This is a genomic window from Actinobaculum massiliense, assembly GCF_001457435.1.
GTDB lineage: Bacteria > Actinomycetota > Actinomycetes > Actinomycetales > Actinomycetaceae > Actinobaculum > Actinobaculum massiliense.
On record NZ_LN881716.1, the window covers coordinates 33,724 to 57,968 of the forward strand.

The 24,245-nt window shown below is 60.0% G+C and carries 20 protein-coding genes and 4 tRNA genes; 10 read left to right on the forward strand and 14 right to left on the reverse strand.

What is annotated here, in order from left to right; all coding sequences use genetic code 11:
* Positions 1–6: 6 nt before the first annotated feature.
* A complete protein-coding gene (pgsA, locus tag BN2664_RS00410; protein WP_007000244.1) occupies positions 7–714 on the reverse strand; it encodes a phosphatidylinositol phosphate synthase in 708 nt (235 codons plus the stop codon).
* On the reverse strand, positions 715–2,739 hold the full coding sequence (gene thrS, locus BN2664_RS00415; protein ID WP_007000245.1) for a threonine--tRNA ligase: 2,025 nt from the start codon (positions 2,737–2,739) through the stop codon (positions 715–717).
* Between the two features lie 481 nt (positions 2,740–3,220).
* Between thrS and BN2664_RS00420 the strand changes: the two genes are divergently transcribed.
* Complete coding sequence (locus BN2664_RS00420) at positions 3,221–3,520, forward strand: hypothetical protein (RefSeq protein ID WP_007000246.1); 300 nt, start codon at positions 3,221–3,223, stop codon at positions 3,518–3,520.
* Between the two features lie 153 nt (positions 3,521–3,673).
* Here BN2664_RS00420 and BN2664_RS00425 read toward each other — a convergent pair whose 3' ends face one another.
* Complete coding sequence (locus tag BN2664_RS00425; protein ID WP_007000247.1) at positions 3,674–4,126, reverse strand: Dps family protein; 453 nt, start codon at positions 4,124–4,126, stop codon at positions 3,674–3,676.
* 383 nt (positions 4,127–4,509) lie between these two features.
* Between BN2664_RS00425 and BN2664_RS00430 the strand changes: the two genes are divergently transcribed.
* Positions 4,510–5,604 (forward strand): zinc-binding dehydrogenase, encoded by a 1,095-nt coding sequence (locus BN2664_RS00430; protein WP_197408628.1) that lies wholly within the window; start codon positions 4,510–4,512, stop codon positions 5,602–5,604.
* A 178-nt stretch (positions 5,605–5,782) separates the two neighbouring features.
* Here the strand turns inward: BN2664_RS00430 and BN2664_RS00435 are convergent, their stop codons facing one another.
* The 5 genes from BN2664_RS00435 to BN2664_RS00455 form a co-directional block, all read right to left on the reverse strand.
* Positions 5,783–6,601, reverse strand: a complete 819-nt coding sequence (locus tag BN2664_RS00435) for an SDR family oxidoreductase (protein ID WP_007000249.1) — start codon at positions 6,599–6,601, stop codon at positions 5,783–5,785.
* Between the two features lie 124 nt (positions 6,602–6,725).
* Positions 6,726–7,142, reverse strand: coding sequence for a nucleoside-diphosphate kinase (locus BN2664_RS00440; protein ID WP_007000250.1), 417 nt, complete (start codon positions 7,140–7,142; stop codon positions 6,726–6,728).
* A 55-nt stretch (positions 7,143–7,197) separates the two neighbouring features.
* Positions 7,198–7,273 (reverse strand) — tRNA-Val (locus BN2664_RS00445).
* A 7-nt stretch (positions 7,274–7,280) separates the two neighbouring features.
* Positions 7,281–7,351, reverse strand: a tRNA-Cys gene (locus tag BN2664_RS00450).
* A 32-nt stretch (positions 7,352–7,383) separates the two neighbouring features.
* A tRNA-Gly gene (locus tag BN2664_RS00455) sits at positions 7,384–7,456 on the reverse strand.
* Positions 7,457–7,690: 234 nt separating this feature from the next.
* Between BN2664_RS00455 and BN2664_RS00460 the strand changes: the two genes are divergently transcribed.
* The 4 genes from BN2664_RS00460 (at position 7,691) to treZ (ending at position 14,786) form a co-directional block, all read left to right on the forward strand.
* Positions 7,691–7,763, forward strand: a tRNA-Val gene (locus tag BN2664_RS00460).
* Positions 7,764–7,913: 150 nt separating this feature from the next.
* Positions 7,914–10,289, forward strand: coding sequence for a glycogen debranching protein GlgX (gene glgX / locus BN2664_RS00465; protein ID WP_007000251.1), 2,376 nt, complete (start codon positions 7,914–7,916; stop codon positions 10,287–10,289).
* Positions 10,290–10,338: 49 nt separating this feature from the next.
* Entirely contained in the window at positions 10,339–12,933 is a 2,595-nt protein-coding gene (gene treY, locus BN2664_RS00470) for a malto-oligosyltrehalose synthase (protein ID WP_007000252.1), read from the forward strand.
* A 5-nt stretch (positions 12,934–12,938) separates the two neighbouring features.
* Positions 12,939–14,786: a malto-oligosyltrehalose trehalohydrolase gene (gene treZ / locus BN2664_RS00475; protein ID WP_058120584.1), complete on the forward strand. Its 1,848-nt coding sequence runs from the start codon at positions 12,939–12,941 to the stop codon at positions 14,784–14,786.
* On the opposite strand, the gene BN2664_RS00480 is transcribed toward treZ, so the two are convergent.
* A complete protein-coding gene (locus BN2664_RS00480) occupies positions 14,783–15,949 on the reverse strand; it encodes a lipid II:glycine glycyltransferase FemX (protein ID WP_007000254.1) in 1,167 nt (388 codons plus the stop codon). The two genes, treZ and BN2664_RS00480, sit on opposite strands and share 4 nt — an antisense overlap.
* Positions 15,950–16,009: 60 nt before the next feature.
* On the opposite strand from BN2664_RS00480, the gene BN2664_RS00485 reads away from it, so the two are divergent.
* Positions 16,010–16,576 (forward strand): DUF3000 domain-containing protein, encoded by a 567-nt coding sequence (locus BN2664_RS00485; RefSeq protein WP_007000255.1) that lies wholly within the window; start codon positions 16,010–16,012, stop codon positions 16,574–16,576.
* 42 nt (positions 16,577–16,618) lie between these two features.
* The gene (locus tag BN2664_RS00490; RefSeq protein WP_007000256.1) at positions 16,619–17,848 is read left to right on the forward strand and encodes an HRDC domain-containing protein; all 1,230 of its coding nucleotides are present in this window, start codon (positions 16,619–16,621) and stop codon (positions 17,846–17,848) included.
* Between the two features lie 47 nt (positions 17,849–17,895).
* On the opposite strand, the gene BN2664_RS00495 is transcribed toward BN2664_RS00490, so the two are convergent.
* Complete coding sequence (locus BN2664_RS00495) at positions 17,896–19,140, reverse strand: class I SAM-dependent RNA methyltransferase (RefSeq protein WP_007000257.1); 1,245 nt, start codon at positions 19,138–19,140, stop codon at positions 17,896–17,898.
* The gene (locus BN2664_RS00500; protein WP_007000258.1) at positions 19,137–21,038 is read right to left on the reverse strand and encodes an APC family permease; all 1,902 of its coding nucleotides are present in this window, start codon (positions 21,036–21,038) and stop codon (positions 19,137–19,139) included. The genes BN2664_RS00495 and BN2664_RS00500 overlap by 4 nt, the downstream gene beginning before the upstream one ends.
* 25 nt (positions 21,039–21,063) lie before the next feature.
* Here BN2664_RS00500 and BN2664_RS00505 point away from each other — a divergent pair, with 25 nt between their 5' ends.
* Together BN2664_RS00505 and BN2664_RS00510 are read left to right on the forward strand one after the other, a co-directional pair.
* On the forward strand, positions 21,064–21,744 hold the full coding sequence (locus tag BN2664_RS00505) for a potassium channel family protein (RefSeq protein WP_197408630.1): 681 nt from the start codon (positions 21,064–21,066) through the stop codon (positions 21,742–21,744).
* Positions 21,741–22,493, forward strand: a complete 753-nt coding sequence (locus tag BN2664_RS00510) for a potassium channel family protein (RefSeq protein WP_007000260.1) — start codon at positions 21,741–21,743, stop codon at positions 22,491–22,493. The genes BN2664_RS00505 and BN2664_RS00510 overlap by 4 nt, the downstream gene beginning before the upstream one ends.
* A gap of 28 nt (positions 22,494–22,521) precedes the next feature.
* Here the strand turns inward: BN2664_RS00510 and BN2664_RS00515 are convergent, their stop codons facing one another.
* From BN2664_RS00515 to BN2664_RS00525, 3 genes are all read right to left on the reverse strand, one after another.
* Positions 22,522–22,758 carry a hypothetical protein gene (locus tag BN2664_RS00515; RefSeq protein WP_007000261.1) on the reverse strand — a complete coding sequence of 79 codons (237 nt, stop codon included), beginning with the start codon at positions 22,756–22,758 and terminating at the stop codon, positions 22,522–22,524.
* A 2-nt stretch (positions 22,759–22,760) separates the two neighbouring features.
* Positions 22,761–23,450 carry a DUF3710 domain-containing protein gene (locus tag BN2664_RS00520; RefSeq protein WP_007000262.1) on the reverse strand — a complete coding sequence of 230 codons (690 nt, stop codon included), beginning with the start codon at positions 23,448–23,450 and terminating at the stop codon, positions 22,761–22,763.
* A gap of 284 nt (positions 23,451–23,734) precedes the next feature.
* Positions 23,735–24,028, reverse strand: a complete 294-nt coding sequence (locus BN2664_RS00525; RefSeq protein ID WP_007000263.1) for a DUF4193 domain-containing protein — start codon at positions 24,026–24,028, stop codon at positions 23,735–23,737.
* Between the last annotated feature and the right edge of the window lie 217 nt (positions 24,029–24,245).

Sequence of the window (24,245 nt, forward strand, 5' to 3'; positions counted from 1 at the left end):
GCTACCTCATCTCTGCTCGGGTTGCGACGATTCAGTGCGCGGCGCAGTGCCCCGGTCCGCGTCGGCGGGCCACGCCTGCCGATACACCGCTATCACGCGCTGAGCCACCGTGAAGTAGCCAGCAATAAACAGATACCAAAGTGCGAGGAGCAAAATCCATGCTCCCCAGCTCGCCGTGCTTCCCGCTCCCGAGGTGGCGAAGCCCGCCAGCAGGCTCGCCGCGAGGCTAATCACTAGCCGGTCCGCACGCTCCGAAAGGCCCACATTTGCTTCATAACCGACGGCTTCGGCGCGCGCCCGCGCGTACGACGTCGTCAAACCCGCCGCCAGAGCGCCCAGGCCGCCCACCAGCATCCAATTCATTAGCCCCTGGGCTGCGCCCACCTGGTAGCGGAAAATCCACACCAGGATGCCGGCGAAAATCGCCGCATCAGCCAAGCGATCCATGGTCGAATCCAAGAACGCGCCCCACGGCGAGGCGGTGCGGGTCAAGCGCGCAATTTGACCGTCGAGCGAATCGAAAATCACCACCACACCTATGAGGAGCGATGCCGCCACCGGGTGCCCCAAGGGGAAGAGGATCAGCGCAAAGGCGATGACCAAAGCCGTTCCGGCAATTGTTACCGCGTTCGCGGAAATTCCCAGCCGCACGCACACTTTGGCAATCGGACCGAAGATCATCTGCGCCAAGGGGCGCCCGCTGCGTGAAAGCATTTAGAGATCGGCCTCCAGTTTCTCTTCTTCCGGTTTGTTGCGGCGCTCACGGATTACTCGTTCGATATGCTCCACCGCGCTCTCAATCCGCACGCCATTTTCCTGCGAGCCATCCCGGTAGCGGAAGGAGACCGCGCCGGCCTCGGCATCCTCTCCCCCGGCAATGAGCACGAAGGGAATCTTTTCCTTGGCGGCGTTGCGAATCTTCTTACCGAAGCGATCGTCTGATTCATCAACTTCCGCGCGCACCCCGTGCTCGCGGAGCTTGGCCGCCACCTCTTCGCAGTAGCCGTTGAAGGCCTCGGCCACCGGAACCAGGCGGGCCTGCACCGGAGAGAGCCAAGCCGGGAAGGCGCCCGCGTAATTCTCCAGTAGCACGGCCATAAAGCGCTCCACCGAGCCAAACAGCGCGCGGTGAATCATTACCGGCCGCTGGCGCGAGCCATCGGCCGCGGTGTATTCCAGGCCGAAGCGCTCCGGCAGGTTGAAGTCCAGCTGCACGGTAGACATCTGCCAGGTGCGGCCAATCGCATCGCGGGCCTGCACCGAAATCTTCGGTCCGTAGAAGGCGGCACCTTCAGGATCAGGCACCAGTTCCAGCCCGGAGGCCTTGGCCACCTCTTCCAGGGTTTCTTCGGCTTCGTCCCACAGCGCGTTATCGCCAATCATCTTGTGCGGATCACGAGTGGACATTTCCAGGTAGAAATCATCCAAGCCGAAGTCCTGCAGTAGCGACAAAATAAACGTCAGCGTGCTCGAAAGCTCTTCGCGCATCTGCTCGCGGGTGGTGTAAATATGCGCGTCATCCTGAGTAAAGCCACGCCCGCGGGTGAGACCGTGCACCACGCCGGACTTCTCGTAGCGATACACCGTGCCGAACTCGAAAAGTCGCAGGGGCAGATCGCGGTACGAGCGCCCACGCGAACGGTAAATCAGCGAATGCATGGGGCAGTTCATCGGCTTGAGGTAGTAATCCTGCCCCTGCCGGGTGATATTGCCGTCCGCGTCACGCTCTTCGTCCACGTGCATGGGCGGGAACATTCCGTCCTTGTACCAAGAAAGGTGCCCGGACGTCTCAAACAGTTGTCCCTTAGTGATATGCGGTGTGCACACGAAGTCGTAGCCGGCCTGCACGTGGCGCTGGCGCGAGTACTCTTCCATCTCCATGCGGATAATCCCGCCCTTGGGGTGGAATACCGCCAGGCCAGAGCCAATTTCCTCGGGGAAGGAGAAAAGATCCATTTCCTGGCCCAGGCGCCGGTGATCGCGCCGCTCTGCTTCTTTAATACGGGTCTGATAGGCGTCCAGCTCATCCTTGCTGGGCCAGGCGGTGCCGTAAATGCGCTGGAGCTGATCGTTGTTTTGGTCGCCCTTCCAGTAGGCGGCCGAAGCGCGAGTAAGCGCAAAACCGTTGCCAATGTACTTGGTGGAGGGCAAATGCGGCCCGCGGCACAGGTCCGTCCAGACCGTTTCGCCCTTGCGGTTGACGTTGTCGTACATGGTCAGGCCGCCGTGGCCCACTTCCACGCTCGCCGTATCCGAGCCGCTCCCCTTCGTTTCAATAAGCTCGAGCTTGTAGGGCTGATCCTTTTCTTCTTCGCGCGCCGCATCTTCGCTAATTTCGCGACGTACGAAGCGCTGGTTTTCCTTGACGATGCGCTTCATGCGCTTTTCGAGGTCTTTCAGGAGCTCAGGGGTGACGGCGTCAATGTTTCCAAAGTCGTAGTAGAAACCATCTTCAATAAAAGGCCCGACGCCGAGGTGCGCCTGCGGGAAGATTTGCTGTACCGCCTGGGCAAGCACGTGAGTGGTCGAATGCCGCAAAATATTGAGGCCGTCCGGCGAATCGATTCGTACCGCTTCCACGGTGGCTCCATCGAGGGAAGCCAGGTCAGTTGCGAGATCCCGCAATTCGCCGTCAATTTTAAGGGCGACGACGCCGCTATCGGACTTATAAAAATCCGTCCCAAGCGTTTGCTCTTCGAATGATTGGGATTCACCGTCAATCGAGAGACGTGCTGGCATTGGGTGCTCCTTTTTCTGTTATGTCTGGCGCCCATACCGGGGGCGCTTTTCTCATTTTCCCTCGCTATGCCCACAGTCCGCCCGCTTTGCGCACGAGTATACCTGTTCGCAAAGTTAGAACCTCGAGAATCTAGCGAGAGCCGGCGAGGCTTCCCTATTTCGCTAAAAGCCTCGGCAACTCTCGAATTTTATCACCTTCGCCCCGCCCACTTGAGCAGGCTACCGATTGTTTCAGGCACCGCCGTCGCAATTTAGGCAACATTGCAGAGACAGATGGTTTGTGGCGCTATTCCAAACTGACAATGCAGATATATTTTTACCGTTTCGCAACTTAAAATTGCGCGCCCGTGACATTTCGTCGAGATGAGACCCTCGATCAGTCCGGGAGACTGAATTCATACCCATATTATTTAACGATAAATAGCATTCTTATTCATACCGCGTAACGATGAGCAGTTCGCTTGGCACGGATGGAAATACAATGAACGCAAAAGCCTTAATCGGTAGCGCATGCGCCGCCCTGGCGGCTGCCTTCACGTTTTACTTCGTTTCTTCACCGCGCACAACAACGCCAGAGACGGCAGCTCAACACGAGTTCCTGGATGACGCCTCTGGTTTTCACATTGTAAAATCCGTCAAAACCGATGGCCACCTCTACACCGAGGTGTATGGCCAAAACGGGACCTCCATGGGCGGATCGATAGACTTCGACACTTTTTCACCCGATGCCGTCCGCGAGGAAACCGTTCAGCCAGATCTGATTGACGACCTGACCAACTAGGCGCTGGCCTAAATACATCGGCGGCTCAGCCGCCCGTTTATCTCTCGCCGGCATGCCATATAGCGCGATTAACTACCGGGGCGTTGGGTGTAGCTCCCGCTACACCCAACGCCCCGGTGAGTTTTCAATAGCCAAAACTACTTATCGGCCGTATTACTTCTCGACCGTGGTCGAGGCGGCGCGGAAGAACCAAGCCTGCTCCTCGAGGTTCTGACCCACGGCGATGAGGATATCGCCAGTGTAGGCATCGGCGTCGTCCACCTTGTCAAGATCGGCCTTAATGCGATCGGAGGCCTTCTGGAGCTTCTTGGCCATAATCGCGTATGTGTCAGCGGTATCAAAGGGGCCCTCGCCCGGATCTTCGATCCCGGAGTCCTTCGCCACCGTCGCGGCGCGGCCGTCCGGGTAACCACCGATCTGCGCGATGCGCTCGGCGACCGTATCGAGGTCCTCGCGGGTTACGTGTACAACTTCGTCAAGCGCAAGGTGTAGGGCGCGGAAGCGCTCGCCCACAATGTTCCAGTGGTACTGCTTGGCCTGCAGGGACAGGTCCGTCAGGTCAACCAGCGTGCGCTGCAGAGCATCAATCACAATCTTTTCTGCCATTTTCTTCCCTCTCATAACAGTAATCTGGAATCATTCCAGATCGTACATCTCTATTTATACGCGCCTTTTTCGGCGTTCGAAAGGCAGGACAGGCTTACCTCCGCGGAGTTCTGAGTACGGCGCGGCCCGCCAATCGCTTCAGTTGCCAGGCCAATTCAGCTGCCATGACACTTCAGATTCCATGCTACGTAAGTTCTCACGCGGAGAGCGCCCCCGCGCCATATCTGCTAAACACCTCTCGGTTCGTAGGTATTCCGAAAAAGAGCGCCCCCGTAGCCCACATTTCGCCAGGCACTTAAAAAGGTGATTTGTATGTCTTTCAATCATCTCTTTCCAAAACAACGAGCACAGCTGGAACGCCAGCAAGGAGCTCGAAGGAGAGAATGATGAAAGCATCTGTTGTACGCGAATTCGGTGGCGGCTTCCATACCGAGGAAGTGACCCTCGCCGATCCCACCGGGCGCGAAGTCCTGGTGGAGGTCAAGGCCTCGGGCCTGTGCCATTCGGACGAACTGGCCCACCAGACGAACCTCGGCTATGACGTCCCAGTTGTTTTTGGGCACGAGGTAGCGGGCGTGGCGATCGAAGTTGGCCCGAACGTCACCGACATTCAGGTTGGCGATCACGTTGTGGGCTGCCTGGTACAGTACTGCGGCGCCTGCGTTAAGCGCCTCACCGGCCAGGTCTTCCTGTGCGAGAATCCCGGCGCAACCCTGCGCACCCCGGACGCCACCAGCCGCATTTTTGACGCCGATGGTAAGGACCTCAAGCAGGGCATGGGCCTGGGCGGATTCGCCGAGCGCGCCCTGATTCACGAGAACCAGCTAACCCGCATTCCGAAGGAAATGCCCTTCCCGCAGGCATGCCTGCTCGGCTACGGCGTCGTCACCGGTGCGGGCGCGGCCATTAACACCGCGAACGTGCGGGCCGGCGACACGGTAGCCGTGATCGGCACCGGCGGCGTCGGGCTGAATACCTTTAGCGGCGCGGTGATTGCCGGTGCCTCGCGCATTATCGCAATTGACGTAGCCGACGAGAATCTCGAAACCGCCAAGAAGTTTGGCGCCACGGACGTCATTAACTCGAAGAACACCGATCCGGTGGAGGCCGTTCGCGATCTGACCGGCGGCGGCGTTGATCACGCGTTCGACCTGGTCGGCGCCTTCGGTCAGACCCGCAACGGCTATGACATGCTGGCCAAGGGTGGCGGGCGCTACCTCATTGGCCTCCTCGATGCCGAGAACTCCATTGAACTGTCCAGCTTCGAGAGCCTCACCTCCCTCAAGCACGTGCACGGCGTGTACATGGGCTCGACGGTTCACAAGCGCGATATCCCCATGGTCGCCAACCTCTACCTGCAGGACCGCTATGAACTGGACTCGCTGGTTTCCAAGGAGATCTCGATTGACGAGGTCCAGACCGGCTACGAAGCGTTGGCCGACCCGAATACTAACCGCGTCGTGATCACCAGCTTCTAAACACGGAGTTTCTAGCACGGGGCAAAGCGCTTCCCGGATCACTCGCCGGCACATGCGCGAAGCCCCATAATGCGAAGCCCCATAATGCGAAGCAGCGTAAAGAGACACAAAAGAGGCCCGGCCGAGCTTCTGGAATTCCAGAGCTCGGCCGGGATTTTTGCGTTATATGGGGCTTTGCCTAGGCCTGTTCGCCGTAGAGCTTCTCGTCCGCCCAGGCCCAGATATCCTCGCCGCGCAAGCTGGCATCGGTGCCGCCGTCGCAGTAGATCGTCTGGCCGGTGACGTGCGTGTTCTCCGGGTCGGTGAGCCAAATCAGCAGGTTCGCAATCGACTCCGGCGGCTGGTAGCCGTTGAGCGGCATCGGGGTGGAGGCATCCACCATTGCCCGCCCTTCCGGGGTGGAGAGCAGCTGCTCCGTCATCGGGGTGATGACCGCGCCGGGGGCGACGGCGTTGAGGGCGATTCCCTCACCGGCCCACTCGGGCTTAATGCATTCGCGGCGCACCCAGCGAGATACCGCGCGCTTGGACGAGGGGTAGACGATGTAACCCGTCTGCGGATCATCGCTTTCGTAGCTGTGGGCGATTTCGAGCGCCTTCTCCTCGTCTCCCGCCAGCGCGGCCTCTACCATTTCCGGCGAGTTCTGCTGAATCGTCGCCATCGAGGAGACGACGGCGGCGCGCGGCGCATCCGACTTGGCCAGCACCGGGCGTAGCGCCTCCAAAACCTCAACAACTCCGAAGTAATTAATGGAGATGGTCTTGGCAATTGGGGCGGAGATTCCCGCACAAGCGATCACGCCATCAATCTTGCCGCCGGTTTTTTCGATTGCTTCTTCCGCACCAGCCTTGCGGCCCTCGGGGGTGGATAGATCCGCGGTAACTTCCGCACCTTTGAGGTCAATGCCAACCACGATATCTCCGCGCTTGCGCAGGATTTCTGCCGTGGCCTTTCCAATGCCGGAACCTGAACCGGTGAGGACATACGTACGTGCCATGCTTTTACTTCACTTTCCTTTGGATTTTCAGCGATTTAGCGCCAAAAAGCAAACGCTTTTCGAATCTCCTTCGATTCAAAACGTCATCATAATGAGAAAGCGTGTTTTACGCCATACTTACCCTCTAAGCGCCGAACCAGAGCGAGATCTCGCGCTCCGCGTTCTCGGGCGAGTCGGAGGCGTGGATCAGATTTCGCATATTGCCATCCTCCCAGGCCCTCCCGTAATCGCCCCGGATGCTACCCGGTGCGGCGCGGAGCGGATCGGTGGCGCCAACAATCTGCCGAACGCCTTTGCCCACCCGGAACCCGCTCAGCGCACCCGTCACCACAGGCCCGGACGTCATATAACTTTCGACGTCCGAATAAAACGGCTTGTCGGCAATATGGGCGTAAAGCTTGCGCAACCGAAAAGGATCAAGACGGGTCATTTCCAGCCGCTCGATGAGGTAACCCTTGTTTTCAAGACGGGAAAGAAGAACGCCGACGAGGCCACGCTCTAAGGCATCCGGTTTCAAAATAATAAATACGTGTTCAGCCATACCGCTATTGCTCATGCAGAAAAGAAAAAGTCCGGTAAAACCGGACTTTTCGATCTGGTGGGCGATACAGGATTTGAACCTGTGACCTCTTCCGTGTCAGGGAAGCGCGCTAGCCCCTGCGCCAATCGCCCTTATGCGAGGTGGGTACGGGATTCGAACCCGTGTACACGGCTTTGCAGGCCGTTGCCTCGCCTCTCGGCCAACCCACCGTGCGGATTGGAAGAATGTCTTCCATCCTCCGAGCGGACAACGGGGCTCGAACCCGCGACCTCAACCTTGGCAAGGTTGCGCTCTACCAACTGAGCTATGTCCGCGTTATCACCGCTTCCGGCGACAGGTAAAAACTATAGACGGGATTCGGCGCGGTTGTCCACTCAAAAAACTGAGGTTCAGCACACGCTCCCCCGGGCGTGTCTTCCCTAGATCGAAAATCGCCAATGAGGTATTTATGCCGGCCTCCAACCAGCCCACAACCTAGACGTGAGCCGGCTCGCACCGCATTGATTTGAACTTTCATCCCTCAGCACGGTAGGCTGGCTCTCCGTTACGGGCGATTGGCTCAGGGGTTAGAGCGCTTCGTTCACACCGAAGAGGTCACTGGTTCGATTCCAGTATCGCCCACTGTAACGAGTAAAGCTCCGGCTAAGGCCGGGGCTTTTTCGTTTCATTTTGCCTAGAAGACCAGCTTAACAGCGTTTTTGGCAGTAAACGATTTTCCGCTCATCACGTAGGCCTGGGAAACTTGTCGGCAGGACGTGAGAGACTAAGACCATGAGAATTTGGCCTGGACGCCCCTACCCGCTTGGCGCAACCTTTGACGGGTCGGGTACAAACTTCGCGATTTACTCGTCAGTAGCAGAAAAGGTAGTTCTCTGTTTGCTTGACGAGGACGATAACGAAACACAAATCGAGCTCCGGGAAGTCGATGCCAGCGTGTGGCACTGCTACCTTCCCTCCGTGCGTCCCGGACAGCGCTACGGCTATCGGGTCCACGGACCTTATGATCCGGCGCAGGGTTTGCGCTGCGATCCCTCTAAGTTCCTCCTCGATCCCTACGCGAAGGCGATCGACGGCGGTGTGGAGAATGCTCAGGAAGTCTTTTCTTACGAATTCAACGATCCCACCCAGCCTTCGACACTCGACTCTCTGGGGCATGTGCCGGTTTCGGTGGTCATCAATCCCTACTTCGATTGGGGGCATGACCGCCCGCCGGACCACGATTATGCCGACACCATTATTTACGAGACCCACGTGCGCGGATTTACCATGCAACATCCCGATGTGGCGCCAGAACTGCGCGGAACCTACCAGGGTCTAGCGTCCCCCGCCGCGATTGACTACTTCAAGCAACTCGGGGTCAACGCCATTGAGCTCATGCCCGTGCACCAGTACGTCAACGACACCTCACTGCAGGATCGAGGCTTGAGCAACTACTGGGGCTACAACACCATTGGTTTCTTCGCTCCGCACGATGCCTACGCCACCCACCACGGCGGCGACCAAGTCTATGAGTTCAAGGCGATGGTGAAGGCTCTGCACGAGGAACATATTGAGGTGATCCTCGACGTCGTCTATAACCACACCGCCGAAGGTAACCACCTCGGGCCCACGCTGTCCTTTAAGGGCATCGACAACCCGTCGTATTACCGCTTGGTTCCGGGCGACGAAGCGCATTACTTCGATACCACCGGCACCGGTAACTCGCTCAATATGAAGTCTCCGCACTCTTTGCAGATGATTATGGACTCGCTACGCTACTGGGTGACGGAAATGCATGTGGACGGCTTCCGTTTCGATTTGGCGTCCACTCTGGCCCGCGAGCTTCACGCGGTGGATAAGTTGTCATCGTTCTTCGACATCATTCAGCAAGATCCTGTGATCTCGCAGGTCAAGCTCATTGCCGAGCCGTGGGACGTGGGCGAAGGCGGTTACCAGGTGGGTGGCTTCCCTCCCCTGTGGACGGAGTGGAATGGCAAGTTCCGCGATACCGTCCGCGATTTCTGGCGCGGAGAACCGGCAACTTTGCCCGAGCTTGCCTCGCGCCTAACGGGATCGTCGGATCTGTATGCGTCGTCGGGAAGGCGCCCCTTCGCCTCCATTAACTTCGTTACCGCGCATGATGGCTTCACCATGCGAGACCTCGTTTCCTACAACGAGAAGCACAATGATGCCAACGGCGAAGGTAACCAGGACGGCGAATCGAATAATCGCTCCTGGAACTGCGGCGAAGAAGGACCCACGGACGATCCGGACGTGAAGAGGCTACGCCAGCGCCAGGTGCGTAACTTCATGGCAACCCTCCTGCTTTCGCAGGGCGTTCCTATGATCAGCCACGGTGACGAAATTGGGCGCACCCAGGGCGGAAATAACAACACCTACTGCCAGGACAATGAAATCTCCTGGGTGGACTGGGATTTGGATGAGGAGCGTGCCTCGTTCCTGCAATTCACCCGGAACGTTATAAAGCTCCGCAAGGATCACCCCAGCTTGCGCCGCCGCCGCTTCCTGAGCGACGAATCACGCGTGGAAAGTCCCGACTACGTGGGTGAGATCCAGTGGTTCCAGCCCAATGGCACGGTAATGCAGAACGAGGACTGGGAATCGTCCTTTGCCCGTTCCCTCATGGTGTTCCTCAACGGGAATGCGATTCGTGAACCAGATGATTATGGCAACGACATCGTCGACGACGATCTTCTATTCACCTTCAATGCCGGGGACGAGAAAGTGGAATTCACTATTCCGGATTCTCCCTATGACCGGGATTGGAAGATTGCCATGGACACCGCGGGAGACGCTGATGCCGATGCGACCTATCAGGCCGGAGACACTTTCGAGATTATCGGCCGCTCCATGCGCGTGCTCATTCACGAGCGCGATGAGGCAGAAAAGCAGCCCGATGATCGCTCACACCTCGCTAAGGAATTGCGCGGGGTAGAACCGGTTATTGAATCCGGCCGCGGCGAAGAAGGCCGGGTGATTACGAATACCACGGTTTCCCAGCAGGGTGACGAGCCTGCGCCAGAGGGCGAAAAACCGCCGGCTGAAAGCGAGGTAGCACCAGAGGGTGATGAACCGGCTGAGGAACCCGAACCCGCCGAAACCGAGGCAGAGACCGAGGAGCCGGAAGCCAGCGGCGAAGGCCAGTAGCGTAAAACTACTTTGGGAGGCAGCCCGGATACTCAGTTACTCTAGTGATATGAGTAACTCTGAGATCGATCCAAGCGCCGCCCGGCGCGCGCATATGCCCGCGCCGGGCAAACACCTCCCAATTTCTACCTACCGACTCCAACTTGGGCCGCAGTTCACCTTCTCTGACGCGACGGCGATTCTCCCCTACTTGAAGCGTCTAGGCATTACCGACGTGTACTGCTCACCCATTTTGCAGGCCGCGCCTGGATCGACGCACGGCTACGACGTCGTCGACCATCGAAAGATCTCAGAAGAAATGGGCGGGCAGGAAGGCTTCGAAAAGTTTGCCGACGCCGCCCACGCCGCCGGATTCGGCGTCGTTGTGGACGTGGTCCCCAACCATATGGCGGTGCCAACCCCGCTCTACCTCAACCGGGCGCTGTGGTCGGCGCTTCGCGATGGTCCGGACTCGAAATTCGCCAACTGGTTCGATGTCGATATCACCGAATCGGAAAATGGAATTCTCCTACCAGTGCTGGGCGAGCGAGTGGGAACGGTGCTCGCAAAAGGGCAAATTTCGCTCGACAAAATGGTGGTCCCCGGTTTGGAATCCGAGGGTGAAAAGTACGTTTTGCGGTACTTTGACCACGTTTTCCCGGTACGCGAGAACACCGAGTCGCTACCCCTTATCGATATGCTCGAACGGCAGTACTACCGCCTCGCCTACTGGAAGGTGGCGGAAGAGGAACTCAACTACCGCAGGTTCTTCGACGTGGATACGCTAGCGGCAGTGCGGGTGGAGGATCCGGAAGTCTTTAGCGTCGCGCACGCCCTCCTCATTGACCTCTACCATCGCGGCTATATTGACGCTTTCCGCATTGATCACCCCGACGGCCTATCTAATCCGCGCCAGTACATGGAGCGCCTGTATGAGGCAACCGGCGGCGCGTGGATCGCGGGCGAGAAAATCCTCGAGGGCGATGAGGAAATCCCCTCGGACTGGAAGGTTTCAGGAAGCACCGGCTACGAAGTCTCGTGGCGAATCGGGGCCGTTCTCACCGACCCGGTAGGTACGCGCACGCTCACCGCGCAATATGTGGAAATGTCGGGAACCATCGAGCCGTACCACAAAATCGAGCTGGAAGCGAAGAAACAGATTGTGCAGACCTCTCTGCACGCCGAACTTGAGCGCCTTACCGGCATTATTTCGGAGGTATGCAAGGAAGATCTTCGCCTGCGCGATCATTCGCGCCGCTCAATTCGCGAGGCGCTAGCGGCTTTGGTCGTCAACCTCGACCGCTACCGGGCCTATGTGGTGCCGGGCGAAAAAGCACCGCAGCTTTCCGAGACGGTGATTGGCGAGGCGGCCCAGCGCGCCTGCGCTGAGCTCAATGATGATCGGCGCGAAACGTTAGAAGTCATCGTCGACATTGTGCTGGGCCATGAAATCGGCTCCGCCTCCAAGGTTCACGACGACGCCCGAAACGAAGCAATTGTGCGCTTCCAGCAGCTGTGCGGACCGGTAATGGCAAAAGGCATTGAGGATACCGCTTTTTACCGTTATACCGCGCTCACCTCCGCCACCGAGGTCGGCTCGGACCCGATGCAGGCAAATATTGACGCAGATAATCTGCACGCCTGGGCCCAGCGAATGGGAGCCGCCTGGCCGGCCATGATGAGCGCTCTGACCACCCATGACACCAAACGCGGCGAAGATGTGCGCGCGCAAATCGCCACCCTGACGGAATTTGACGAAGATTGGATTTCGCTTCTCACACGCCTGCGCGCCCGCCACGCAAACTCGCGCCCCGCCGGGCTCAACGGCCAAATCGAAAACCTCATGTGGCAAACAATTATTGGCACCAATACCGCCCGCGGGCCAATCGAAATCGACCGTCTCTTGCAGTATCTAGAGAAGGCCGCCCGCGAGCAGAAGACGTGGACCACCTGGACAGCGCCCGACGGCGATGCGGAAACCGGGCTGTACGCCTACGCCCGCGATATCCTCTCCAACCCGGAGACCCTGCGGGACCTCGCGCAGTGGCGCGAGCGTACCCTTCCCGCCCTGACCTCGCGGATTTTGGCGCAAAAAACCTTGGCGCTCACCCTGGTTGGAGTCGCTGATTCCTACCAGGGCGAAGAAATTACCCGCAATATACTGGTAGATCCCGATAACCGCGGAACCGTTGATTTTCAGCGGTTGGCCCAAATGCTTACCAAGTTGGAAGACGGCGGAAGCCTGCCGGGAGACGCCAGCCTCGACGAGCAAAAACTTTGGGTAACCTCAAAGATTTTGCAGCTACGCCGCGAGCGCCCCGATACTTTCGTGTCGGCCCGCTCGGGCTATGCGCCGTTACCGAGCACCACCGGGCACGCCATTGCTTTTACCCGCACCCTCGACGGAACGCCCGACGTCGTCGTGGTCACCGATCGCCTGCGCCACCGGCTTGAGCAGGCTGGGGGTTGGCGAGAATCGACCGTGGTCCTCCCCCGCGGTACCTGGCGCAGCATCTTCACCGGCACCGAACGTAAGGGCGGACCGGTAGAAATCGCCGATCTCCTGAAATCTCTACCGGTGGCCGTCCTCAAGCGAATTGATGCGACTACTGACGACGAAACGGACGCGGAAGCCGAAGGCGCCTCAGCGGGCAAGAAGGAATAGGGACAATGGCACTTTTCGTATGGGCTCCGCAAGCTGAGCGAGGAGTGGAGATTAGCTATAGCTCCGGGGTGGAAGACTGGGCGCGGGCGGCCCTGCACCCGCTCACTCAGGAGGATATCGATAGTGCGCCACCGGCCCTGGCCCGCACGCTGGGGCGCGGCTCGGGTTGGTGGGTATTTCCGCATGACCTCGAGCCCGGCACGCGCTACTCTTACTCGCTTGATGGCGGTATGAACCTCCCCGATCCGCGTTCGCGCTACCAGCCAGAAGGCGCCCACGGGCCCTCCCAGATCGTAGATGTGGAGAGCTTCAAGTTCTCCGATTTTCCCGGCATTGATCCGCTTGGCAAAGTGTTCTACGAGCTGCATATCGGCACCTTCACCCCGGCCGGCACTTTTGATTCAGCCGCGGAAAAGCTTCCCTACCTGCGCAGCCTCGGCGTCGACGTGGTGGAAGTAATGCCAATTCAACCCGTCCCCGGCAAACGCAACTGGGGGTATGACGGCGTGGATCTCTACGCCGTCACTGCCAATTACGGTGGCCCGGCCGCTTTCGCTCGGTTTGTGGAAGCCGCGCATCAAGCGGGGCTGGGCGTATGCTTGGATGTGGTCTATAACCATTTCGGTGCGGACGGAAACTACTTGGCGCAATTCGGTCCCTACTTCACCGAAGCCCACCACACCCCGTGGGGCGCGGCAATCAACTTTGACGGTGAGGAATGCCAGGCAGTGCGCCAATTCTTCGTCGACAATGCGCTGCAGTGGGTGCGTGATTACCGGGTCGACGTTCTGCGCCTCGATGCGGTGCACGCGATTATCGACGATTCCGAGCGCCATATTTTGGCGGAGATTTCCGACGCCGTCGCGCAGTTCGCGGAGCAATCAGGCCGGCGGATTGGCCTCGTGGCCGAATCTGATTTGAATGATCCGGCGATGGTAAGCCCCACCAGCGAGGGCGGCTACGGCATGGATATGCAGTGGACCGACGATGTACACCATGCCCTGCACGTTGCTACCACCGATGAAACCTTTGCCTACTACCACGACTTCAGCTTGCCCGGCGCACTGGAAAAGGCCATGCGGCACGTCTTTGCGCATGACGGGAACTACTCCTCTTTCCGCAAGAAGAACTGGGGGAAGCCGGTCAGTGATGCCATCGATTCCGGCCGCTTCCTGGTCTATACGGAAAACCATGATCAGGTGGGGAATCGCGCGATTGGGGATCGGCGCGGGGCCATGCACTCCCTGGGGGCCCTTGCGGCCGCTGATGCGCTGGCTACTCTCTCCCCGTTCTCCTACATGATTTTCCAGGGTCAAGAGTGGGCCAGTAGCTCCCCTTTCCAGTTCTTTACCGACCACGATGAGGAACTTGGAGCCCTGGTGGATGAGGGGCGTGCCCACGAATTTGAGGACTGGGACTGGATGTCTATTTACGGTACGGATGTGTCCGTGCCCTCTCCGCAAGCGGAGACAACTTTCGCTGCCTCGCATCTCGATTGGTCGGAAAGCGAATCAGAAGAGCACGCCTACTACCTGCAGATCACTCGCGAGCTGTTACGCCTGCGCCGAGAGTCGCAGGATTTTGCCAGTTCAGATCGCGTTGATTCCGAGGTGATGCGCCTCGGGCCCGCCGGCTACTATCGGCGCGGCGGTAGTTTCGTCGCTTTTAATCTCGACAACGAAGCGCCCGCCACCGTCACGCTACCGCGCGCTGATCTCGCTCTCGCCTTGGCGTGGAATTCGGAGCTGGAAATCAATCAGATTCCGGCCCGCGGTGCCGAGGAACCCCCGCTCGGTATCGAGGTGCATTTCCCCGGCCCGGGCTTTGCGGTGTTCCTACCCGCCTCGGCTTAGCTTGTCTTTTCTGAGCCGGAGGGCTCGGGCGAGCTATTTTCGCCGACCGGGCGAGCCACCTCTGCCTGGCTAGCCGCTGCAGGCTCGCCGGCCGCGCGGGCTTTGCGCACCTTGTTCGGAATCTCGCGCACGAAGCTAAGCGCGCCCCGCAAACCGCGGGTAGCGCTGCGCTTGGCGTGAAGCGCCGCCGTCAGGGTGCGGTAGAGAACCGGGTGGGCCGGAACATCCCAGGCCGCCGGAACCTGCGCAATCTCCTCGGAGAATTTGGTCTTGAACCGGGTCACTCCGCTCAGCTGCGGGGCAAGGTCGGAGTCAATTCCCATTAGGTCAAAACTCTCCACCCCGGCTTTCTTCATTTCGGTGGCCATAAACCACACCAGGGCATCGGGCGCCCCGAGGGCCCGCCCCCGCGCGGACGATGCCGCGTAGTAATACGTGGCGAGGGCACCGGCTCGAGTGACGATTCCCCAGCACACCGCTTCGCCGTCGACCCTTCCGGTGAACAGCCGTGCGTGCTCGGGCCCGAGCGCGCTAAGCATTCGCTCGTAGGTGGCGCGATCATTGATACCGAAGGAATCACGCTCGCCGGTTTCCACCAGAAGCTCGTAGAGCTCGCCGAAATTCTGCGCGGCGCGGTCGGTTTCATCGGCCAGCACCAGATTGGGATTGCGCAAGGCCTTACGTACATCCCGCCGGCCGCGCTTCTTGAACGAGGCCATTAATTCGTCTTCAGTTTGGGTGAGATCCAAAATAATCGTGCGGTCAAAGGTCACCGACTGCAAAAGCGGTTGCAGTTGTTCAGAGCGGTGGAACATATGAAGCCGGACGAATGCTACCGAGGGAGCCTCTTGGCGCACGATCTTTAGGAGTTGGTTACGTAGCGCCTCTTCCTCGGCCGCGCTCGGGTTTTCGCCCGCCCAAATTGGGCCGTGCTTTGCCCACAAATAGGTGAAACCGCGCCCCTTCATGCAGGTGAAGGCCAAAAAAGCACGCGCCTCATTATCGCGCGTCCACACCAGGCGCTTCCAGGGGCTACGGCCGGGGCTAGCGGAATCGAAAGCATCCCAGGCCGGGGTCTGCTCCAGTGGGAGATCCACCCCCGCCTCGCTGGCGGAGAGCAGGAAGGTCCGATCGTCGACGTCGATAAATGCGCTAGCAACCATGCGGTTATTCTACCGGCGCGCCGTCGCCATAATGCGAGCACCGGCCGCTATCGTGAAAACGTGTCGCAGATCGAAGCACCCGGTGATTTTATTGAGGCGCTGGCGAGCCTTCGCGGACACACGTTCCGCAAAGAGTTGCACGTCACTCAAATCGCGCCTCCAAAACGGCTTGCACCCTGGGCAGTTGCCCTGCAGGCCGAAATTAACGAGTCCCCTGTGCTAGATCCGGACTTTTACCGCGGCGGTGCCCGCTTCGTCTTTATGTACGACCCGGACGGCCAGGAGGCGTGGGACGGTACCATGCGAATTGTTTGCCAACTCACCGCCCCGATGGATACGGAAATGAGCTCCGATCCCCTGCTCGGCGAAGTTGCCTGGGACTGGCTTTCGGATGCACTTGCTGCCCACGGGGCCGCCCATCACAACTTGGTGGGAACGGTTACGCGCGTATACAACGAGACCTTTGGCGGGTTAGAGTTACGCGGCGAGACCACCGAGCTCGAGCTACGCGCATCGTGGAGCCCTAACTCCACCGATCTTGCGGGCCACCTGCGCGCGTGGGCGGATTTTATAGCCGTTTCCGCGGGCTTGGCTCCGGAAGGTGTGACGTCACTGCGGGCCCGGTAGCCCTGTGCAAAATATTCGAATAACAACCTAGGATTCTTTGGTTTGAACACCTCAACGTCTGCTTCCACCACTTCTCCGCGTCCCCTCAACCGGCCCAGCGGCGGGATTCCCGAGCTCACTAATCAGGATATTGACGCGGCGGTGGCCCGGCTGGCGGCCGGTACGGGAGCTTTTGCCATCGACACCGAGCGAGCCATGGGTATCCGCTATTCCGCCCGCGCCTACCTCATCCAGATCCGCCGCGAAGGAGCGGGAACGTTTTTGGTTGATCCGGTAAATATTGAGGACCGCTTGGGTGGCCTCACCGAATTGCTAGCCACCGATCAATGGATTTTGCACGCGGCGGATCAAGACCTCCCCTCGCTTTACGAACTCGGCTTGCGGTGCACGAACCTCTTCGACACCGAAATCGCCGGCATGATCCTCGGTTTCGAGCATCTCTCCCTACAGTGGGAGCTGGAGGAGTTGCTGGGAGTTCACCTTGCCAAAGAGCACGCCAACTCCGACTGGTCCGCCCGCCCCCTCGCGCCCGAGCTACGCTCCTACGCCGCCCTCGACGTTGAGCTACTGATTCCCTTGCGCGACCGTCTCCTCGAATTGCTCGACGACGCCGGACGCACCGCCTGGTGCGAACAGGAATGCGAGCACATCCGCACCGCTCCACCTAAGAAGCCAAAGCCGGACCCGTGGCGCAAGCCCGCGAAGGCGGCCGGGATTCGGGATCGGCGCACGCTCGCCATTTTGCGCGAGCTGTGGTTTGCTCGCGATGAGGTGGCCCGCACCATGGACATTGCCACCGGTAAGGTCATCCCCGATAAGGCGCTGGGAGCCTTGGCCGCGCGCCGTCCGCGCTCGCTCGCCGACGTCGAAAATACCCCGACTCTCAAACGTGCCGGGCGCAAACGCTACGCCCGCCCGCTATGGAAGGGCGTGGCGCGGGCGTGGAACCTGGATGAGGCGGAGCTACCCGCCGCCAGGCTCCCGCGCAGTTCCTCGTATCCGTCCTCGACGCAAAATTGGAACAAGCACAATGAGGTGGCCGCCGAGCGCTGGGAGATTATTCGCCCCGCTGTCCTTGAGCGCGCCGCGGAGCTGGGAATCCGGCAAGATGTTCTCCTCAAGCCCGCCCTGCAAAAGGCCCTCGCCTGGTACGGCTGGAAAAAGCGCGGGCTAGAAGACGAGTTGGCTGATTTGGGCGCGCGGCCTTGGCAAATTGAGCAGGTTGCTCCGGCTATCGAGGCTGCTATGCGCCAGGCGCGTAGCCTCGGCTAGCTTCGTTTGCCGGGGCGCGGCCCAGCATTTCCGCTTGACCGCGCGGCCTAAGCCAGGGTCGTGACCACCTCAAAATGGCTGGTGTTGGGGAACATATCGAGCGAATCCAGCGCCAGCACGCGCCGCCCGGCCGCGACCATCGCCGCCACATCGCGCGCCATTGCTGCCACATCACAGGAGACCAGCACAATGCGGCGGGCATCAGATTGCGCCGCCGCGCGGGCACCCTCAATTTTCAGACCGGTACGCGGCGGATCGGCGATCAGAACATCCGTTCCATACCCCTCGCGTTCAATCATGCGCGGGGTAATTTTTCCAGTACGAGCCCGCGCGCGCGGATAGTCGCGCAAATTCGCGCGGGCAGTTTCCACCGCTAAGCGATTCCCTTCAATCGCCCGCACGGTGCCGTTATCCCCTACCGCGGTGGAAAGCGACAAGGTAAACAGACCCGCCCCCGAATAAAGCTCGAGCACGTGATCGCCACTATGCACATCTGCCGCCTCGAGGACGAGGGCGGAAATTGCCGTAGCCGCTTCCCGATGAATCTGCCAGAATCCGTCGGCCCGCACGCGATAATCGTATTCGCGTCCCGCCAAGCTCACCCGCTCATGCACGAAAGGCGTTTCGGCGGGCTCGCCGTGGGCGTCGAGAACCTGGCGGCCCACCACGACGACGGGCTCCGAAGCGGAGGGAGCCACCGCCTTCACCCTGGTACCGGGTCCGAAATCCCAGCCCCGCCCAGCCGCGCCGCGCCCGAGTATCCCGAGCTCCTCAATGCGCGGATCGGCTATGGGTAGCCGCTCCAGTGCGATCACATCATGGGTTCCCTCGCGATACATTCCCAACCGGCCGCATCCGTCCGCGGTCAGGTCCACGCGCGTGCGGGTGTGCCAACCGTTGGTCTGCGCATCTTGCTCAAAACCCCGCACCCGCGGCTCAATTCCCTGCGAGCGCAGATGCTCCGCTAGCTCTTCCCCGCCAATGCGGCGAATCTGGGATTGGAGTACGCGCGTTTTCCACTCCGTTTGCCAGGAGAATTCCACGTGCCCCAAATCGGCACCGCCCACCCCTCCCGGGCCGGCTTCCGGCCAGGGGTGAGCAATTCGATGCACGGAAGGCTCGCCCACCACTTCGTAGGCATCGCCCTTGAGGTAGCGCTTTTTATCTTCGGTGACGTTGACCTTCACCGTTTCGCCGGGTAGCCCAAAGCGGACCATGGCGGCCCGTCCATCGGGCGCGCGGCCCACCGCCACGCCACCGTGGCCAATATCGGTGAGTTCAACCTCGATCATGCTTTTCCTTCGTCTCTATTACTCGGGGCCGCGACCTTCGCCGTCGGCGTGACATTTTCGCCGGCGGAATGATCCTGCCCGCCAGCAACTCGCCTTTCATGTTCGTCAAGATGCTCGTCTCGCGCATCCTCAATTAAGTAGGGCACCTGGGCGAACATTACGCGAGAATCTCCTGCTAGGTCGGAAAAGATACGCGGAGCACTGCGGGTGAGGAAAACCCGCTGCCAGGCACTTTCCGAAAGAACGCGCGGAACAATCACCATGACGACGTCGCGATCATATCGCTTGAGCAGGCTCCGCACGTACTCGGTAATCGGCTCGCGGGTAGCGCCTTCGGGGGTGCCGAGCACGGTAAGGCTCACCGGCAAATTGGATTCTTGCCAGTCCTCTCGCAGGCGATCGGTGGCCTTTGGCTCAAAGTCCACCGTAAGGGCCGTCAAAGTGGCAGCTCGCAAACCCCGCGCGTAGGTAACGGCGCGCAAGGTGGGCAAATCCAGCGTGGTCACAATAACGACGGCGTGAATGCGAACCGGCAATGCGCGGCCTTCCCGCAAATCTTGCGGCGCTAACTTCTCCGTCATTTTCCCGCGTCCGCGCCGCACGCCCAGAATCATGACGGTGGGAACCAGTAGCGAGAGCAAAGAGAGCGCCGCCCACAGCGGTTGCAGAACGCCAATGAGGATAAGCAGGGCCAAGGCCCCCAGGGAAAGAAATGCGTGGAGCCAGACGTTTTTACGGGCTCGGCGCCGCTCGTCGCGTCGCTCCGAATCGCGAAGGAGCCGGCGCCCGCGAATAAAAATGCCGAAGGAGGTGAGCACAAAGCCAATAAAAGACGTGAAGACGAAGGCGACAACGCCGGCGTACGTCGTCGTCAAGAAATTACCGAGAAGTGCGCCCAGCAGCGCCGCCAGCCCGACGACGAGGCGGCGCGGCACCCCCGCCTCCGTCGAGGCAAGGCGATGGGGCAACATGCCGTCAATCGCGAGGGTGCGCAAAAGGCGTGGCAGGCGGTCGTAGACCGCGAGGGTGCAGGCAATCCCCAGGATCAGGAAGGCCACCGCGGAGATAATGCGGCCGGTATTCCCCCAAAAAGCCGCCGCAATCACCAGCGAAGGCATGCCAATGGGCCAGGTAGCAACTCCCAGCTGGGCCCCAACGTAGAAGGTGAGGGCAGTGTAAACCAGTGCCAAGGAAATGGTGATTCGCATGAATTTGCTCGGCACGCGCCGGGTGCGGGCGGTGGGCGAAACGCGCTCGGCGAGGAACCAGGTGAGAGCGGCCGGGAAGCACATCACCACGAAAGTTTGCAAAAGTGGATGGTTAACGCTCACAAAACCAGTCGGCTCCACCCGGTTGGTAATCAGCGTTGACAAACTCACCATGCGGCTCGCCTCTTTAATGAGGGCGTTAATGAGGATCGCGGTGAGGGTAGCCATGGCCAGAAGGCTGGCGATAATCGTGCCGCGCCAGTTGACTCTCCACCGCAACATAATGGGCAGGGCGAGCACAACGACGGACGGAATAATAACGATCCGCCCGTCGAATTCGTTAGGGGTGAGGGCGTTGACCGCCATCGAGATCAGGCCCGCCGCCAGCACGAGCAAAAGGACATACCCCACAAACCGCGCCGCCGCGGCAACCACGCCGGCCGCGCCCGCCACGTAGCGGGAGGCGATGGTATGGGAGTTCAAGTTGGGGGTGGTCGCGCCAATGCTGCTGATTGCAATATCAACCAGGATGAGCACGGCGATGCCCGCCAACCCGGCGATTCCGAGAATCATCGGATCGGAGTAGCTTGCCGATCTTTGTACACTTCGGGGCAAGATAAGTGCGGCCATCGCGGCGAGCGCGATGACTCCCGAGGCGCTACCGGCGCCGAAACGAGTTTGCTGTGCCATCACATGCTCAGGGTAGTCTGTTGTTGTGCATTTCGTGATTATGGGTTGCGGTCGCGTCGGAGCGACGCTCGCGCGCGAGCTGGCCTCACTGGGCCATTCGGTGGCGATTATTGATCAGGATCCGGAGGCCTTCCGTAAACTTCCCGAGGACTTTCCGGGCCAAGAGATTACCGGAGTTGGCTTCGATCGAGACGTATTAATCAGCGCCTCCATTGAGGATGCGGCCGGCTTTGCCGCTGTTTCGTCGGGTGATAACTCGAATATTATTGCGGCGCGCGTGGCCCGGGAATCATTCGGGGTAACAAACACCGTTGTGCGCGTGTATGACCCAACGCGCGGTGAAGTTTTTGAGCGCCTGGGCTTCGATACCGTTCCCACCGTGCGCTGGACGGTGGATCAGGTTCTGCGGCGTCTCATCCCCCTTGGGCCGCATCACCTGTATACCGACGCCATTTCCGGGATTTCGCTCATTGAAGCCGATTTGGACCCGAGCTGGCACGGCCATACGGTGGGATTCATTGAATCCGCTACCCAGGCTCGGGTGGCCTATTTGCAACGCGGGGCGCGCGGCGTCGTCGTCACCGAAGACACGATCGTGCAAGACGGCGACATTATTAAGCTCATCAGCCCCTCCCGCAAGGCCGGCGGGGTACAACATATTCTCATGAATCGCGCGCTAGAGCGGACGGGCGGTGACGAGCAGTGAAAATTTTGATTGTGGGCGCCGGAGCGGTTGGGCTTTCGGTGGCAAAAGAACTCTCCGCCAGCGGAAACGACGTCTCGATTATTGATAAGAAGCCATCGGCTATGCGCGTTTCGGCGGTGCCGGAGGCCGCCTGGCATTTGGCCGACGCCGGGGAGCCTCCCGCTCTGCGCGAAGCCGGCGCCGCCGATGCGGATATCGTGGTGGCGGCAACCGGTGATGACAAGGTCAACCTCGTCGTTTCCCTGCTCGCGAAAACCGAATTCGGGGTGGATCGCGTGATCGCGCGCGTCAACAACCCCCGCAATGAATGGCTTTTCAATGACACCTGGGGCGTGGACGTCACGGTATCAACGCCGCGCATTATGGCCTCCCTGGTGGAGGATGCGGTGGCCGATGGCGCCCTAACGCAAATTCTGCGATTCCACCGTAGCGGAGCCTCGGTATGGCAGGTGACCGTCTCCCCGGGCGCCCCGGTGGAAGGGCAGACGGTGGGATCCGTTATTTTCCAGGCCGGCATTATCGTCAATGCGATCGTGCGCGACGGCGTACCCATGCAGGCCGAACCGGATCTGGTTTTTGCCGCCGACGATCAGGTGCTTCTCTTGGCCAGCGCCGAAACTGGCGATATCTCCGCGCTCCAGCAGTACTTCACGCCGCCTGCCGCGGCGCCAGAGGGCGAAAACGCTCCCGGTGCCACTGCCCCGGATGGCTCGGATGCCCCGGAGGCGCAGGCCGGCGACTCGCTCTAGCGAGGCGCCTTATTTTAGCGAGGCGCCTCTAGGGTTGCGAAAGAACCGTGAAATGCGGGTTGTAAACGGTTTCGCGGCCGCTCACCGCGCCCTCAATCGCCAACCGGCTTCCAACCCGCATGCAACGAATGTCGCGCCGCCCCAAGAATGCCAAAGTGAATTGGGATCCTTCGGCGCTAGTGACGTGAACGAGCACCGAGGGCGTGGGGCCGTCACCGGGATACGTCATCGCGGTGACCTCGCACTCCTCCCCCGAAAGGTACATTCCTAGCGGACCTCGCTGATCTCCGGTCCGCGGGCCGGAAGGTGATCCAAATTCGGCTCGCCTGCCTCAGCCTCACCCTCCGCATCGCTCTCGGGCGCGGGAAGCTCAATGGGGATGAGGTCGCGGACGGGTAGCGGCCGGCTTCCGCGTACCACCACCAGCTTGTCCAGAATGCTGTGGAAAAGCTCCGCGGCGACGTCGTTATCAAGCGCCGCGCGGCCGGTAACACCCACGCGAAGCAACCAGCGCGGCCCGTCAATTCCAATAAAACGTACCGGGATACGGGTATTGGCATCGGGTCCGGGCATCATAGCCCGCAGCTCTTTGCCGTATTCGCCTTCCGCTTCGGTGAAGCGGCCACCTTGCGCCACAATTGATTGGGCCACATCGGCTCGCACCGATTCCCAAATACCGTTCGACTTCGGGGCCGCGAAAGCCTGGATCTGCACCCCGGAATCCTCGGTTTGATAGAGGGCGGCGAGAACTGTTTGGCGTGCTTTATCCACCGAGAACTGAAGCTTAATTCCGTCGACTACTGGCAGGCGCAAGCTTCCCGCATCAATATTGTCTAGATCTTCTGGCGCGTCCGCTTCATCGTAGGGACCGACGCGAGGGGTATCCGTCTCTAGATTTTCCGAGGCGACCTCGGGCTCGCTATCGGTGTTGTTCTTGCGGCGCCTAAAAAGTGCCATTGCTTCCTCCCAGACTTATTGTGATCTTAGGTTACCGGAATCCCGGCCCGTTGCACGCCTGCCCGCGCGACGGCGTCGACCCCATGCTTCCTCGCGAGGGAATAACCGCCCGGCAACACGGCGGGCGGACGACCCAAACGAACGGCGAAAAACCGGTGGACAGTAACAAACCGGTGGAACGGTAAAAGCCAGCCGCACGCCAAAAACGCCGGTGGGACGGTGAGTGCCGGTGGAACGACGCATGCCGGGTAAACAAAACCCCGCGCCAGGCGCGGGGTCAGGATTTAAGCAGCGCAGTCCACGCACACGGGGAGGCCGTCCTCCACGTGATCGAGCTGCGAGCGATGGTGAACCAGGAAGCAAACCGAGCAGGTGAATTCGTCATCCTGAGCGGGAATCACGTTTACCGAGAGCTCGACGTTGGAAAGATCCGCGCCCGGAAGCTCAAATCCCTCGGCGGCCTCTACTTCGTCTTCATCCACATTGCTCGACTGCTCCGACCGGTTGGTCAGTTGTTGCAAGGACTCCTCGCGAAGGCTCTCGTCCTTGTTACGAGGCGCATCGTAATCAGTTGCCATATTCACGCTCCAAATCAAATTGGCAGTAGCCCACCCGGGACTCTCGAGACTCTACGAACGGTACTATGCATCAACGTGCACGGCCCCGTTTTGTTCCAACAATTTCCTAATCGCGCGCTTAGTGTAACAGCGACGCCAAAAAATGCAAATATCCATCTCAATTCAGTCGCTATTGGGCGAAATCTAGTCACTTCTTCACGAAATTTGACCGGCATTG